The organism is Cohnella sp. GCM10027633 (assembly GCF_042675445.1).
In the GTDB taxonomy this organism is placed as follows: Bacteria; Bacillota; Bacilli; order Paenibacillales; family Paenibacillaceae; genus Cohnella.
In genome coordinates this window covers 360,484-373,942 of record NZ_JBHTGV010000003.1, presented here as the reverse complement: position 1 = coordinate 373,942, position 13,459 = coordinate 360,484, and the positions used below count along the sequence as shown (strand labels likewise).

15 protein-coding genes and 1 other annotated feature are annotated in these 13,459 nt (G+C 57.9%); of the genes, 14 read left to right on the top strand and 1 reads right to left on the bottom strand.

The window, feature by feature from the left end:
- Positions 1-96 precede the first annotated feature (96 nt).
- The 12 genes from spoIIGA (at position 97) to ACFQZG_RS10855 (ending at position 10,911) form a co-directional block, all read left to right on the top strand.
- The gene (gene spoIIGA / locus ACFQZG_RS10910; protein ID WP_378152276.1) at positions 97-1,077 is read left to right on the top strand and encodes a sigma-E processing peptidase SpoIIGA; all 981 of its coding nucleotides are present in this window, start codon (positions 97-99) and stop codon (positions 1,075-1,077) included.
- A gap of 16 nt (positions 1,078-1,093) precedes the next feature.
- Positions 1,094-1,816, top strand: a complete 723-nt coding sequence (sigE, locus tag ACFQZG_RS10905) for an RNA polymerase sporulation sigma factor SigE (RefSeq protein WP_378152274.1) — start codon at positions 1,094-1,096, stop codon at positions 1,814-1,816.
- Between the two features lie 123 nt (positions 1,817-1,939).
- The gene (sigG, locus tag ACFQZG_RS10900; RefSeq protein ID WP_378114163.1) at positions 1,940-2,722 is read left to right on the top strand and encodes an RNA polymerase sporulation sigma factor SigG; all 783 of its coding nucleotides are present in this window, start codon (positions 1,940-1,942) and stop codon (positions 2,720-2,722) included.
- Between the two features lie 126 nt (positions 2,723-2,848).
- Positions 2,849-3,130 (top strand): YlmC/YmxH family sporulation protein, encoded by a 282-nt coding sequence (locus ACFQZG_RS10895; RefSeq protein WP_378152272.1) that lies wholly within the window; start codon positions 2,849-2,851, stop codon positions 3,128-3,130.
- A 57-nt stretch (positions 3,131-3,187) separates the two neighbouring features.
- A complete protein-coding gene (gene pgeF, locus ACFQZG_RS10890; RefSeq protein ID WP_378152270.1) occupies positions 3,188-4,015 on the top strand; it encodes a peptidoglycan editing factor PgeF in 828 nt (275 codons plus the stop codon).
- Positions 4,016-4,022: 7 nt separating this feature from the next.
- On the top strand, positions 4,023-4,727 hold the full coding sequence (locus ACFQZG_RS10885; protein ID WP_378152268.1) for a YggS family pyridoxal phosphate-dependent enzyme: 705 nt from the start codon (positions 4,023-4,025) through the stop codon (positions 4,725-4,727).
- Positions 4,724-5,179 (top strand): cell division protein SepF, encoded by a 456-nt coding sequence (locus ACFQZG_RS10880; RefSeq protein WP_378152266.1) that lies wholly within the window; start codon positions 4,724-4,726, stop codon positions 5,177-5,179. The genes ACFQZG_RS10885 and ACFQZG_RS10880 overlap by 4 nt, the downstream gene beginning before the upstream one ends.
- 4 nt (positions 5,180-5,183) lie before the next feature.
- Positions 5,184-5,456, top strand: a complete 273-nt coding sequence (locus ACFQZG_RS10875; protein WP_378152264.1) for a YggT family protein — start codon at positions 5,184-5,186, stop codon at positions 5,454-5,456.
- A gap of 12 nt (positions 5,457-5,468) precedes the next feature.
- Positions 5,469-6,254: a YlmH family RNA-binding protein gene (locus ACFQZG_RS10870; protein ID WP_378152262.1), complete on the top strand. Its 786-nt coding sequence runs from the start codon at positions 5,469-5,471 to the stop codon at positions 6,252-6,254.
- An 89-nt stretch (positions 6,255-6,343) separates the two neighbouring features.
- A complete protein-coding gene (locus ACFQZG_RS10865; RefSeq protein WP_378152260.1) occupies positions 6,344-6,829 on the top strand; it encodes a DivIVA domain-containing protein in 486 nt (161 codons plus the stop codon).
- A 69-nt stretch (positions 6,830-6,898) separates the two neighbouring features.
- Positions 6,899-7,160: a binding site (T-box leader), on the top strand.
- A gap of 54 nt (positions 7,161-7,214) precedes the next feature.
- The gene (gene ileS, locus ACFQZG_RS10860) at positions 7,215-10,295 is read left to right on the top strand and encodes an isoleucine--tRNA ligase (RefSeq protein ID WP_378152258.1); all 3,081 of its coding nucleotides are present in this window, start codon (positions 7,215-7,217) and stop codon (positions 10,293-10,295) included.
- Positions 10,296-10,497: 202 nt separating this feature from the next.
- Positions 10,498-10,911: a DUF5665 domain-containing protein gene (locus tag ACFQZG_RS10855; protein ID WP_378152256.1), complete on the top strand. Its 414-nt coding sequence runs from the start codon at positions 10,498-10,500 to the stop codon at positions 10,909-10,911.
- Between the two features lie 125 nt (positions 10,912-11,036).
- Here the strand turns inward: ACFQZG_RS10855 and ACFQZG_RS10850 are convergent, their stop codons facing one another.
- Entirely contained in the window at positions 11,037-11,765 is a 729-nt protein-coding gene (locus ACFQZG_RS10850; RefSeq protein WP_378152569.1) for a TraR/DksA C4-type zinc finger protein, read from the bottom strand.
- A 124-nt stretch (positions 11,766-11,889) separates the two neighbouring features.
- On the opposite strand from ACFQZG_RS10850, the gene lspA reads away from it, so the two are divergent.
- On the top strand, positions 11,890-12,429 hold the full coding sequence (lspA, locus tag ACFQZG_RS10845; protein ID WP_378152254.1) for a signal peptidase II: 540 nt from the start codon (positions 11,890-11,892) through the stop codon (positions 12,427-12,429).
- Positions 12,380-13,387 (top strand): RluA family pseudouridine synthase, encoded by a 1,008-nt coding sequence (locus tag ACFQZG_RS10840; protein ID WP_378152252.1) that lies wholly within the window; start codon positions 12,380-12,382, stop codon positions 13,385-13,387. Before lspA ends, ACFQZG_RS10840 begins: the two co-directional genes overlap by 50 nt.
- Positions 13,388-13,459 lie beyond the last annotated feature (72 nt).

The window sequence follows — 13,459 nt, the reverse complement described above, 5'->3', positions numbered from 1 at the left end:
GACACCTTATTTGAAAGCGATTATACTGATTTCATCCATCCCGGCCTATGCACGAGAGGCTTCTCCGGGCGAACAAGGATGGGGGGTTACCGGCTTATGGTCGTCTATGTAGATCTCGTGTTTTTCACGAACCTTGCGATTGACGGAGTCGTCCTTCTGCTTACGGCGAAAGCGCGACGACTATACCCCGCAAGGTCACGATTGGCGGGCGCAGCCGTCTTCGGAGCGCTCTACGCGGCTTCCATGTTCCTGGTCGACGTACAGTTTCTGTATTCATTCGCGGGTAAAGTCGTCGTGTCGCTGGCGATGCTGCTCATGGCGTTCGGCTTTGGCGGCCCGATGCAGACGTTGCGCAACGTCGCCGCGTTCTATACGGTCAATTTCGCAACGCTTGGCGGCGTGATCGGCATAAGTTACCTGGTTCGGTCGTCGGGCTCGCCTTGGGGAGGGATGACGTACGCTTCCGACGGCAGTATCGTTCTGCAATGGCAAATGCAGCTGGGACTGTTCGCCGTCGCTTTCCTGTTGGCCGTCTGGTTGTTCCATGCAAGCGCCGAGACGCGCCGCAAGAGGCAGAACGTCGAGGCGCTCATCTGGGACGTCGAAGTACAGGTCGATGGACGGACCTGGACGTTCCGCGGGCTTCTGGATACGGGCAACCGGTTGTACGAGCCGTTGACGAGGACGCCGGTCATGATCATGGAAGCAAGCATATGGAAAGAATCGCTGCCCGCCGGCTGGTGCGATCGGCTCAAAGGAGAGTCGGCAGACAGTCTGGTCGCAGAGCTCGGGTCGAACGATCCCGAGCCGTTCGGGTGGAGTCATCGGCTTCGGCTCATCCCTTATCGCGCCGTCAACGGAAGCCCTAAGCTCATGTTGGGGGTCAAGCCGGACGCGGTCGTACTGTCGATGCAAGGTCATGCCCCGATTCAAACGACGCGCGTGTTGATCGGATTGGACGGCGGGACGCTATCGTCCGACGCAAGCTACCGCGCCATCGTCCATCCCGATTTAACGCACGCAGGCGCCAATGCCAACGCCAACGCCAAGGCAAAGGCGCCATCCCAGCCAGCCTGACAGGAGGATTGCAGCTATGCTCGCGAATATGAAGTTGAGGTCCCAATTAACGCTCTACCGCCTGCTGTTCTTGCTCGGCTGGAAGAGCGAGGAAGTGTATTACATCGGCGGAAGCGAGGCGCTTCCCCCGCCGCTAAGCAGGGAAGAGGAAGAGTATTTGCTTGAGAGGTTGAACACGGGAGACGCGGCGATTCGGGCGATGCTCATCGAGCGCAATCTGCGGCTCGTCGTCTATATCGCGCGGAAGTTCGAGAATACCGGCATTCATATCGAGGATCTCGTGTCCATCGGCGCCATCGGGTTGATCAAGGCGGTCAACACGTTCGATCCGGACAAAAAAATCAAACTGGCCACGTACGCATCGCGATGCATCGAGAATGAAATCTTGATGTACCTGCGCCGAAATAGCAAGACGCGAACGGAAGTGTCGTTCGACGAGCCCCTCAATATCGATTGGGACGGCAACGAACTGCTGCTGTCCGACGTCCTAGGCACGGAGAACGATACGATCTACCGTAATATCGAAGAGCAAGTCGACCGAAAATTGCTCCACAAGGCTCTCGACAAGCTGAGCGACCGGGAGAGGACGATCATGGAACTCCGGTTCGGACTCGCGGACGGAGAAGAGAAGACGCAGAAGGACGTTGCGGATTTGCTGGGCATTTCGCAGTCTTATATCTCCCGCTTGGAAAAGCGAATTATTAAGCGGCTGCGCAAGGAATTTAACAAAATGGTATGAATTACAGCGAAAATTCGATCTTTTCACGCTTTTTCCGCTAGCGGCAGAAGTCTCATTTTGCGGAATAAAAACCCCCTTCCCGGAGATACTTTACATTAATGCTGCTCCCCGGGAGGAATTGCCTTGACCCGCAACAAAGTGGAGATTTGTGGAGTGGACACCTCAAAGCTGCCCGTTCTGACCAATGCCGAGATGAGGGAACTGTTCCTAGCTCTGCAGACACGAGGAGAAATCACGGCCCGGGAGAAATTAGTGAATGGCAATCTGCGCCTGGTGCTCAGCGTCATTCAAAGATTCAACAATCGGGGCGAGTTCGTCGACGACTTGTTCCAAGTCGGCTGCATCGGGCTCATGAAAGCGATCGATAACTTCGACCTCGGTCAAAACGTGCGTTTCTCGACCTATGCGGTTCCGATGATCATCGGAGAAATCCGCAGGTACTTAAGAGACAACAACCCGATTCGCGTCTCGCGCAGCCTTCGCGACATCGCCTATAAGGCGTTGCAGGTCCGCGACCAGTTGACGAACCAGCACGCGAGGGAACCGACGATTCTGGAAATCTCCGAAGTGCTGAACGTGCCGAAGGAAGACATCGTATTCGCGCTCGATGCGATCCAAGATCCCGTATCGTTGTTCGAGCCGATCTATCATGACGGCGGAGATCCGATCTTCGTCATGGATCAGATCAGCGACGAGAGGAACAAAGATATTCAGTGGATCGAAGAGATCGCGCTCAGGGAAGCGATGCGCAAGCTGAACGAACGCGAGAAGATGATCTTATCGATGCGGTTTTTCGAAGGGAAAACCCAGATGGAAGTGGCGGACGAGATTGGAATATCGCAAGCGCAGGTATCCAGGCTGGAAAAGTCGGCTATCCAGCAAATGCAAAAGCACGTGAAAACCTAAGCAACTGGGTAATTAAAGGTGAGGCCATCCGGCTTCACCTTTTTTTGACGGGCGAGACAATTCGGATGTCCGCGGCTCATATATTGATCTATAGGGCGTAGCCTGACTGCGGGGAGCGTGAGCGCGATGAAAATATCCGATTTCCAGACGAAAGACGTCATCAACATCGTCGACGGGAAAAAGCTGGGGCAGATCAGCGACCTCGAGCTGGATTTGCGTCAGGGCAGAATCGACGCGATCGTCGTGCCAACGTCCACCCGTCTGTTCGGCATGTTCGGCGGAGGCAACGACGTCATCATTCCTTGGAGGAACATCGTGAAGATCGGCACGGACGTCGTGCTCGTCCGACTGGACGACGCGAAGGTGACGTACCGGCTCGAGGACGGAGATCAGCATATCGTGAGATAAAAGCGTCTTCGTATCGCCGCGCCGCTATGGTACACTGTGCTATGGAGGTGTTGGCCCATGGAACCGTTCCGATCGCAATCGGGCGACGATGCCGAGGCATTGTTGATGTTGCAGTCGTGGTGCGCCGAGTCCGGCATTACGGCGGGCTTCACGACCCGGTATGCGAACAATACGGCGCTTCATGTCGGAGATCGTCCCGAGGACGTGCTCGCGAACAGAAAGCGTATCGCGGACCGGCTCGAATGGCCGTTCGAGGCCTGGACATGCGCCGAGCAAGTACACGGCAGCGACGTGCGAGTCGTCGCGAAAGACGACGTCGGCAGCGGACGCTATGACCGCGAAAGCGCGATTCAACATACGGACGCGCTAGTGACCGACGAGCCGGACGTGCTCCTCGCGATGTTCTTCGCGGACTGCGTCCCTTTATATTTCTACGATCCGGTAACGAGAAGCCTTGGTCTGGCCCATGCCGGCTGGAAAGGGACGGTCGCCGAGGTCGCCTGCCGGACGGTGGAGAAGATGGCCGAGGCGTTCGGCGCGAAGCCGGACAACGTTCGCGCGGCGATCGGACCATCGATCGGCGGATGCTGCTACGAGGTGGACGAAGCGGTGCTACGGCACGTCAGACCGTTGCTGGAAACCTTGCCTGCAGGCGGCGATCCGGCATGGAAAGAGAGTGCGGTCCAACCTTCCGGAGAGGGACGAGCCAGACTGGACTTGAAACTATTGAACCGACATCTTATGATAAAAGCAGGAATTTTGCCGAGCAGCATCGAAATGACAACATGGTGCACAGGTTGTCGCAAAGACGTGCTGTTCTCCCATCGAATGGAGAACGGCCATACGGGACGCATGATGAGCTGGCTCGGAAGGAAAACGAGGTGAACGTGCCGTGACGCTGGAAGCCCGTCTGCGGGACGTCGAGAGCCGGCTGCAGGAAGCATGCCGCAGAGGCGGCAGAAGCCGCGAGGACGTAACGATAATCGCGGTAACGAAGTACGTATCGACCTTGACGGCGCAAGCCGCGGTACGCGCGGGGGTCGGCCATATCGGAGAGAACCGTTGGCCCGACGCCAAGGACAAGTGGGAGGCGCTGCAAGGACAAGCCGTCTTTCACTATATCGGATCTCTCCAGACGAACAAAGTCAAAGACGTCGTCGGCAAGTTCGACTACGTTCATTCGATCGATCGCTTATCGCTCGCCGATGCGATCCAACGCCGGGCCAGCCAGCTGAACGTCGAAGTTCCTTGCTTCCTGCAAGTGAACGTCTCGGGAGAGCAGACGAAGCACGGCCTGGAGCCGGATCGATTGGAGTCGTTCGCCCGCGAGCTGCGACCGTACGATCGGATCAAGCCGATCGGATTAATGACGATGGCGCCATACGAGAGCGAGCCGGAACAGACCCGCCCGATTTTCCGAACCTTAAGACAGCTTAGAGACGAACTGAATCGGACGGCGGTAACGAGAGAGCCGCTCGCGGCGCTATCTATGGGGATGTCCAACGATTTCGAGATTGCCGTCGAAGAAGGCGCGACCCACGTGCGTTTGGGTACGGTCTTAGTGGGGAATGAAAGACACGAGGAGGGAAAATCATGAGCGTCATGAACAAATTTCTGAACTATTTGGGCTTGCAGGAAGAGGAAGAGCAAGCGGAGACGAACGACCGCAACGCGCGGCATGCCGAGGAACAAGAAATTGAAACCCCGGTGTTCGATTCGCGTAAACAATCGAGTAAGAACAACGTCGTGAGCATTCATTCGCAGAAGAACGCGCGCGTCGTACTGTCCGAGCCTCGTACATACGACGAAGCGCAAGAAATCGCGGATCAACTGAAATCCCGTCGCTCCGTGGTCGTGAACTTGCAGCGCGTAAGAAGAGACCAGGCGATTCGCATCGTCGACTTCTTGAGCGGAACCGTGTACGCGCTCGGAGGCCAAATCTCCAAAGTCGGCTCCGATATCTTCCTGTGCACGCCGGACTCGGTAGAAGTATCGGGGACCATTACGGAGATCATGGCGGAGGAAGCCGACTACCCTAGAATGAGGTGACCCCTTGAACGAAATCGCTAGCTTTATCGATTTACTGGCGGATATTTATTTTTATATGATTCTGATCTACGTCTTGATGTCTTGGCTGCCTTCCGTCCGCGAAAGCTTCGTCGGAGAGATGCTGGGCAAGCTCGTCGAGCCGTACTTGCGGCCGTTCCGCCGGATCATTCCGCCGATCGGCGGAATCTTGGACATTTCCCCGATCGTCGCGCTCATCGCGATTCGATTCGTTGCGGAAGGCTTGAAAGTCGTACTCGGCTTTTTCGGCTTAGAGTAGGATGGTCGACTAATGGCTCACAAGGATATTTACGAACATTTTCACCCGGATGAGAGATCATTCGTGGACCGCGCCTGGGAATGGGTCGAACGCGCCGCGCTTTATCACGAGATGAAGCGCACGGACTTTCTCGATCCTCGCCAGGCGTCTATTTTGTGTTCGCTCGCGAACCGCAACCCGGATGTTCAAGTCCGCGTCGACGGCGGGTATCCGGAAGCCGAGAGGCGCAGGGCGCTCATCGCGCCGGATTATCGGATGCTGGAAGAGGAAGACATGGGCATCGCCGTACTGGAGATCGCGTCCGACGACCGCCGCGTATCCGAGCTCGATCATGGCGATTACTTAGGCGCTCTGCTCGGACTAGGCATCAAGCGGGACAAGATCGGGGATCTGCACGTCAGCGACGCCGGTTGTCACGCGCTGATTACGGAAGGAATCGGAGATTTCCTGATCGGCCATATGAAGCAGGCGCATCGCGTCGATGTGTCCGTATCCGTGCGTCCGCTAATTGAGCTGCGGGTCGTTGCGTCGAAGCTGGAGGAGCAGACGCTGTCGGTCGCCTCGATGCGCTTGGACGGCATCGCGAGCGACGTGTTCCGGCTCAGCCGGACGAAGATCGTCGATCCGATCCGCGCGGGACGCTGCCGCGTGAACTGGAAGGCCGAAGACAATCCCGCGGAGCCGTTGAAGGCCGGAGACGTCGTATCGGTCAAAGGCCTCGGACGGTTCAAGGTTCTTGAAGTCGAGGGCATGTCGAAGAGCGGAAGAATTCGGGTGAAAATCGGTAAATTTGTGTAACCCGCCAGAAGGATTTGCGCGCGATTCGTCGAATTGAGTCTAATGACTAGAGCAGGCGAAGTGGTTTAATTGAACTCGGAGGTGCGCCAATGCCATTATCACCGTTGGATATCCATAATAAAGAATTCGGCCGCCGGTTGCGCGGATACGACGAAGACGAGGTAAACGAATTCCTCGACCAGATCATTAAAGATTTCGAGGCTTTGATTCGCGAGAACAAAGAACTGCAAAACCAAGTGAACGCGGCGCAGGAACGTCTCGGACACTTCTCCAACATCGAGGAGACGCTCAGCAAGACGATCATCGTCGCGCAAGAAGCGGCCGACGAGTTGAAGTCCAACGCGAAGAAGGAAGCTCAGTTGATCGTGAAGGAAGCGGAGAAGAACGCCGACCGGATCATCAACGACGCGCTGTCCAAGTCCCGCAAAGTCGCGCTGGAAGTCGAAGAACTCAAGAAGCAGGCCGCGATCTACCGCGCGCGGTTCCGCGCTCTCGTCGAGACGCAGCTCGAGCTGCTCACGCAGGACGGCTGGGAATCGTTGGACCATCGGGAACCTAAGGGCATCGAAGCTTAATTCGGGCTGCCTATGCCGTGCGCCCGAATTGACAAACGGCTTCCCGTCCGTTATAAAGAAGGGAAGAACCAAATGTCGAAGACGGGAACAGTAAGCGCGCGTTAGGTCTCAAGAGAGTTGGCGGACGGTGCGAGCCAACGGCCGAAGCTTGCCGAAGATCATCCCCGAGACGCCGTCTCGAACGCGAGCGCGATGCGCGAGCCTTAGAGACTGCCGGACGCTCACCGTTACAAGAGCTGGCCGATCCATTCGGCCGCCAAGAGCCGCCGCCGGGCATGATCGCCAGCGCGCGGAACAAGGGTGGTACCGCGAGTCGAACCTCGTCCCTTACCGGGATGGGGTTTTTTTGCATTCAAGGACATACATCGATAAGGGGTTGAATCGCATGCGTCGCGTAGACGTCAAAGAACGGGCCAGAGCCCGCGAAGAGCGAATCTTGAAGCATTGGGGCAAAGACAATACGTTCCGCAAGTCGATCGAGAACCGGGCAGGACGCCCGAACTTCGTCTTCTACGAGGGACCGCCGACGGCGAACGGCAAGCCGCACATCGGACACGTGCTCGGCCGCGTCATCAAGGACTTCGTCAGCCGTTACAAAACGATGGCCGGTTATCGCGTCATCCGTAAAGCCGGCTGGGATACGCACGGTCTGCCCGTCGAGCTCGGCGTGGAGAAGCAGCTCGGCATCTCGGGCAAGCAGGAGATCGAGAAATACGGCGTCGAGCCGTTCATCAAGAAGTGCCGCGAGAGCGTGTTCGAGTACGAGCGCCAATGGCGCGAACTGACCGAAGCGATCGCGTATTGGACCGATCTCGACGATCCGTACATTACGCTGAAGGACGAATACATCGAGAGCGTCTGGCACATTCTCGCGACGATCCACGAGAAGGGGCTGCTGTATCGCGGCCACCGCGTCAGCCCGTATTGCCCGGACTGCCAGACGACCCTCAGCTCGCACGAAGTGGCGCAGGGATACGAAGACGTCAAAGACCTTACGGCGACGGCGAAGTTCAAGCTGACCGGCACGGGCGAGTATGCGCTCGCGTGGACGACGACGCCTTGGACGTTGCCTGCCAACGTGGCGCTGGCCGTCAATCCGGAACTGGATTACGTCCGCGTGCGTCAAGCGGAAAGCGTCTACGTTCTCGCCGGCGCGCTCGTCGAGAAAGTGATGAAAGGCGACTATGAAGTCATCGGCACGGTTAAAGGCCGCGAGCTCGTCGGCTTGACTTACGAGCCGTTGTTCCCGTACGTGAAGGTGGAGAACGCCTACCGAATCATCGACGCCGACTACGTTAGCGATACAAGCGGTACCGGTATCGTTCATATCGCGCCGGCGCATGGCGAAGACGACCATCGCGTCGCGAAACAGCACGGCATCCCGATGCTGATGGTCGTGGGCGGCGATGGCCGTTACATCGACGAGGTTACGGACTTGGCCGGCCGCTTCGTTAAGGACTGCGACGTCGACATCGTGCGCAAGCTGTCCGAACTCGGACTGTTGTACCATAAGGAGCGTTACGAGCATAGCTACCCGTTCTGTTGGCGCTGCAAGACGCCGCTGCTCTACTACGCGACGGAGAGCTGGTTCATCAAGACGACGGCGGTCAAAGACCAGCTGATCGAGAATAACAAGACGATCCAATGGTACCCTGAGCACCTTCGCGACGGCCGCTTCGGCAAGTTCCTCGAGGACCTCGTCGACTGGAACATCAGCCGCAACCGCTATTGGGGCACGCCGCTTAACGTATGGACGTGCGAATCGTGCGGGCACGAGAAGGCCGTGCACAACCGCAGCGAACTGAGAGCGCTCGCCGTTGGCGACGTCGCTTCCGATCTCGAGCTGCACAAGCCGTACGTCGACGATGTGCGGTTGAAGTGCTCGTGCGGCGGCGTCATGAACCGCGCGTCCGAAGTCATCGACGTCTGGTTCGACAGCGGTTCGATGCCGTTCGCGCAATACTTCCATCCGCTGGGCGACGAGGAGAAGTTCGCGGAGCAATATCCGGCCGACTTCATCTGCGAAGGCATCGACCAGACGCGCGGTTGGTTCTTCAGCTTGCTGGCCGTATCGACGCTATACAATGGCAAAGCGCCTTATAAGTCCGTCATCTCCACCGGTCACGTGCTGGACGAGAACGGCCAGAAGATGAGCAAATCCAAAGGCAACGTCATCGATCCGTGGGAGATCATCGGCGAATTCGGCACCGACGCGTTCCGTTGGGCGCTGCTCGCGGATAGCGCGCCTTGGAACAGCAAGCGGTTCTCGAAAGGCATCGTCGCCGAGGCGAAATCCAAAGTCGTCGATACGCTCGTGAACACGCACGCGTTCTATGCGTTGTACGCGACGATCGACGGTTACTTGCCCGGGCAGCACGCCAAGGCGAAGAGCGACAACAAGCTCGACAAGTGGATCGTCTCCCGGTTGAACTCGCTCATCGCTTCCGTAAGCGGCGGTCTTGAGGCGAACGACTTCCTGAACCCGGCGAAAAACATCGAGTCGTTCATCGACGAGCTGTCCAACTGGTACGTGCGCCGTTCGCGCGACCGCTTCTGGGGCAGTGGACTGACGGACGACAAGCTGGCGGCTTACCAGACGCTCGGCGACGTGCTGCTGACGCTGTCGCGGCTCATCGCGCCTTACGCGCCGTTCGTGGCCGAGGATATTTACGGCAACTTGGGTGGGGAAGGCAGCGTCCATCTGGCGGATTACCCGGTCGCGGACCGCTCCGCGATCGACGAAGAACTGGAGCGGGACATGGCGACGGCGCGCAACCTCGTCGAGCTGGCGCGCAACATCCGCAACGAGAACAACATCAAGACCCGCCAGCCGTTGTCCGACCTTCTCGTCTCGCTAAGCGGCGCGTTCAACTTGGCGGATTACGAAGAGATCATCAAAGACGAGATCAACGTCAAGACGATTACGCTCGCCAATGACAGCAGCTTCGTCAACTTCAACTTGAAGCTGAACCTGAAGGTCGCGGGCAAGAAGTACGGCAAGAACGTCGGTCCGATCCAAGCGGCGCTCAAGGCGTTGTCGGGCGACGAATCGAGCGCGGTCGTGCAATCCGGTTCTTTCGCGTTCTCGTCTCCGGACGGGGAGGCGCTCGAGATCGCGATCGACGAGCTGCTCGTCGAGAAGGAAGCGAAGCCGGGCTTCGCTTCGGCATCCGGCGGCGGCGTTACCGTCGCGCTGAACACCGAGATCACGCCGGAGCTCGAGCAAGAGGGCTGGGTACGCGAAGTCATTCGCTCCGTTCAGGATCAGCGCAAGAAGCTTGACCTGCCGATCGAGAAGCGCGTGAATCTCGTGTTGGACGTCGATGCAGAACTAGAAGCAGCGTTGCGCAAGTTCGACGAAGTGCTTCGAGACAACGTGCTCGTGAACGAAGTATCGTTCGGACGCGCGGACGGAATGGAATCGGTTCAGGCCGGGGACAAGACGATCTCGCTGGCGATCTTGTAACGGAAGCATAATCCAGCACCGGTTAAGCTAAACATAATAAGGACAACGATAGAGACGAGCTCTTATCCCCGCCTTCCAGGCTTCGTGCCTTAGGCGGGGAGGGCTCGTTTTACGTTCGGCGGGCGCGGGTAAGATGTCTTTGCGACGATATCCCCGTCGCTCAGGCGCTCGGGGATATCGGGATTCCGGGGAGGGGATACGGATGAGCAACGGGGATCGCAAAGACCAGAGAATCGATCAGATCAAGGTGAAAGTATCGCATCCGGCCGGAATCAAAGCGCCGGAGGGAACGGATAAATTGGCGGAAGAGGCGAACGCGCTCAGGGGAACGCTGAACTTCTTATCGGAACGCATCGACCAGCTCGCGGCCAACATGGAGAAGTCGCAACTGAAGGAATACGTCAACCTGATGCAGAAACCGTGGACGCTTATTTTCAAAAACTTGCTGTCCGGGATGGCGCGCGGGGTCGGTTACGCGATCGGCTTCTCGTTCTTCGCGGCGGTAATCGTCTATGTGCTGCAATGGATCGGCGCGCTCAACCTTCCGATCGTCGGGGATTACATCGCCGATATCGTGCGGGTCGTCCAGCGGCAGCTTGAGATCGATCCGCGTTAAACGATGTGCCTGAGCGACGGGGATATCGGCCCAAAGGAGTCGACTGAGCGAAGGGGATATCGGCCAAAAGAGGCGAAGACGAGAAGCGGTAACAACCCCGCGTCCCATCTTCGCCCCTGCGAAATTTATCTATCGTCCGCGTACTCGTCGGGTTCCAGCAAATGATCGCCTTCGTTCGAAGCCATGTACTGACGGTACGCGCGGTTGCGAACGACGCTGACGTGATGACCGGTAATGTCCGTCGCGAGGAAACTCTCCAGCGGCTCGACGAACCCGTCGTTCTCGTCCGCTTCGATCGCCATCGACTCGTAATCGTCGATATCGCGGCCTTCCGCCATCGCCGGACTGTTCGAGCTGCCCCACGACTCGACGATCTGCCACGCGTCCTCGCCGTCGAACCCGTTCTGTCCTTCGCGCTCGTCTAAGCTGGTGCGGCCGAACGGCGGCGACAGGAACAGCTCCTCGGCCGGGCGGCGCTCGACGTTCTCTTGGCGCGGCTCGTGTTCGATGCAGTAGATGGCCGTCGGCAGCGCTTCAAGCCGCTCGTACGGGATGAACTTGCCGCAGGCGGCGCAATGGCCGTACTCTCCAGAGTCCATCCGGGCGAGCGCCGCGTCGACGCGTTCGAGCCGCAGCGCTTCCTTCTCCAACAGGGCGATGTCCTTGCTTCTCTCGAACATCTCCGTTCCGGCGTCGGCGGGATGATTGTCGATACCCGACAACTCGCCCGTCGAGTCCCGATACGACGAAGTCAGTCCGAAATGGCCGTTACCGCTCACGCGCGCTTCAAGCTCGCTTTTCTCCTGCAGCAGCCTGCGTTTCAGACGCTCCAGGCGTCCTTGGTCCAACTGCATCGTCAAGCCGTCCACTCCTTTCGTACTCTGCACGGAATGTAGTTTTCCCGGGGGCGTTCGTTTTACGAGTGGAAAGCAATGTGATAAAATGGGCACGCAGGAGAAACGAAGAGGAGCGAACATCATGCAACGTCGTCGTTGGCCATTATGGGCGTACTACTTGATCGCGGTCATCGTATTCGCGCTCGATTACGTAACGAAAAAGATTATCGATCGCAACATCGAAGTGGACACGGAACGAATCAACGTGATCGGGGACTTCTTCCAGATCGCGCATATCCGCAATCGCGGCGCGGCTTTCGGCATTTTGCAAAATCAACGCTGGCTGTTCGTTCTGATTACCATAATCGTCATCAGTTTGATCGTATGGTATCTCAATCGCATTTACCGCAACGGAAGAGGCTTGCTGCCCTTCGCCCTCGGCTTGATACTGGGCGGCGCTGTCGGCAATTTCTTGGATCGCTCGCTATACGGCGAGGTCGTCGATTTTTTGCAGTTCAACTTCGGCTCGTATACGTTCCCGCTCTTCAACGTAGCGGATTGCGGCATCGTGGTCGGCGTCGGACTCGTCATCTTGGACGCGTTGCTTACCCCGAAACAGGAGAATGAACCCCATGACAACGGAGAACACGCCAGGGATCGCAGCGGACAACCTACCGCTTAACGCCTGGGAACAAGATACGGACGCGGAAGACTCGGACAACCGGGTCGCTTGGGTCGTCGATGCGGCAGCCGCCGGAGAGAGGCTCGACAAGCACTTGACCGAGAGGCTGTCGGACAGGCAAGCTTCGCGTTCGCAAATTCAAGATTGGATCCGAACCGGAGCCGTGTCGGTTAACGGGCAGCAGTCGAAGCCGAACGCGAAAGTAGCGGACGGAGACGACATTGCGGTGACGATTCCCGGACCCGAGCCGCTCGAGGCTTATCCGGAAAATATCCCGTTGGACGTCGTATACGAAGACGGAGACGTCATCGTCGTCAACAAAGTCCGGGGCATGGTCGTACACCCCGCCGCGGGCCATCCGAACGGCACGCTCGTGAACGCGCTGCTCTACCATTGCAAAGACTTGTCCGGCATTAACGGCGTCATGCGCCCGGGCATCGTGCACCGCATCGACAAGGATACGTCCGGCTTGCTTATGGTCGCGAAGAACGACCTCGCGCACGGCTCGCTCGCGGCGCAACTGAAGGCGCATACGGTCAATCGCCGGTATTACGCGATCGTATACGGGCAGATGGAGCACGACAAGGGCACGATCGACGCGCCGATCGGCCGCGCGAATCAAGACCGCAAGCTGTACGTCGTCACCGAGAAGAACAGCAAGCACGCGATCACGCACTTCGCCGTGTCGGAACGGTTCGGCGATTATACGTTGCTCGACTTGAAGCTCGAGACGGGCAGAACGCATCAGATTCGCGTACATATGAAGTATATCGGCCACCCGCTCGTCGGCGATCCGGTATACGGAGGCAAGAGCGGGCGCACGCTCGGCATGAGCGGGCAAGCGCTGCATGCGGGCGTGCTCGGCTTCGAGCATCCGCGAACCGGCGAATGGATGGAGTTCTCCACTCCGATTCCGGATGATATGGAGCATGCGCTGAATATCTTGAGAACCCGATAATCCCGCAACGAATCGAAAACCGCCAAGTTTTGTTTGTTTCGCAATAATGCAAACTTTTGACCGATCGGTGCA

Coding starts and splice junctions, on each gene's coding strand:
- spoIIGA (WP_378152276.1), top strand. CDS start 97: ATGGTCGTCTATGTAGATCTCGTGTTTTTCACGAACCTTGCGATTGAC.
- sigE (WP_378152274.1), top strand. CDS start 1,094: ATGCTCGCGAATATGAAGTTGAGGTCCCAATTAACGCTCTACCGCCTG.
- ACFQZG_RS10895 (WP_378152272.1), top strand. CDS start 2,849: ATGAAAATATCCGATTTCCAGACGAAAGACGTCATCAACATCGTCGAC.
- pgeF (WP_378152270.1), top strand. CDS start 3,188: ATGGAACCGTTCCGATCGCAATCGGGCGACGATGCCGAGGCATTGTTG.
- ACFQZG_RS10880 (WP_378152266.1), top strand. CDS start 4,724: ATGAGCGTCATGAACAAATTTCTGAACTATTTGGGCTTGCAGGAAGAG.
- ACFQZG_RS10870 (WP_378152262.1), top strand. CDS start 5,469: ATGGCTCACAAGGATATTTACGAACATTTTCACCCGGATGAGAGATCA.
- ACFQZG_RS10865 (WP_378152260.1), top strand. CDS start 6,344: ATGCCATTATCACCGTTGGATATCCATAATAAAGAATTCGGCCGCCGG.
- ileS (WP_378152258.1), top strand. CDS start 7,215: ATGCGTCGCGTAGACGTCAAAGAACGGGCCAGAGCCCGCGAAGAGCGA.
- ACFQZG_RS10855 (WP_378152256.1), top strand. CDS start 10,498: ATGAGCAACGGGGATCGCAAAGACCAGAGAATCGATCAGATCAAGGTG.
- ACFQZG_RS10850 (WP_378152569.1), bottom strand. CDS start 11,765: ATGCAGTTGGACCAAGGACGCCTGGAGCGTCTGAAACGCAGGCTGCTG.
- lspA (WP_378152254.1), top strand. CDS start 11,890: ATGCAACGTCGTCGTTGGCCATTATGGGCGTACTACTTGATCGCGGTC.
- ACFQZG_RS10840 (WP_378152252.1), top strand. CDS start 12,380: ATGACAACGGAGAACACGCCAGGGATCGCAGCGGACAACCTACCGCTT.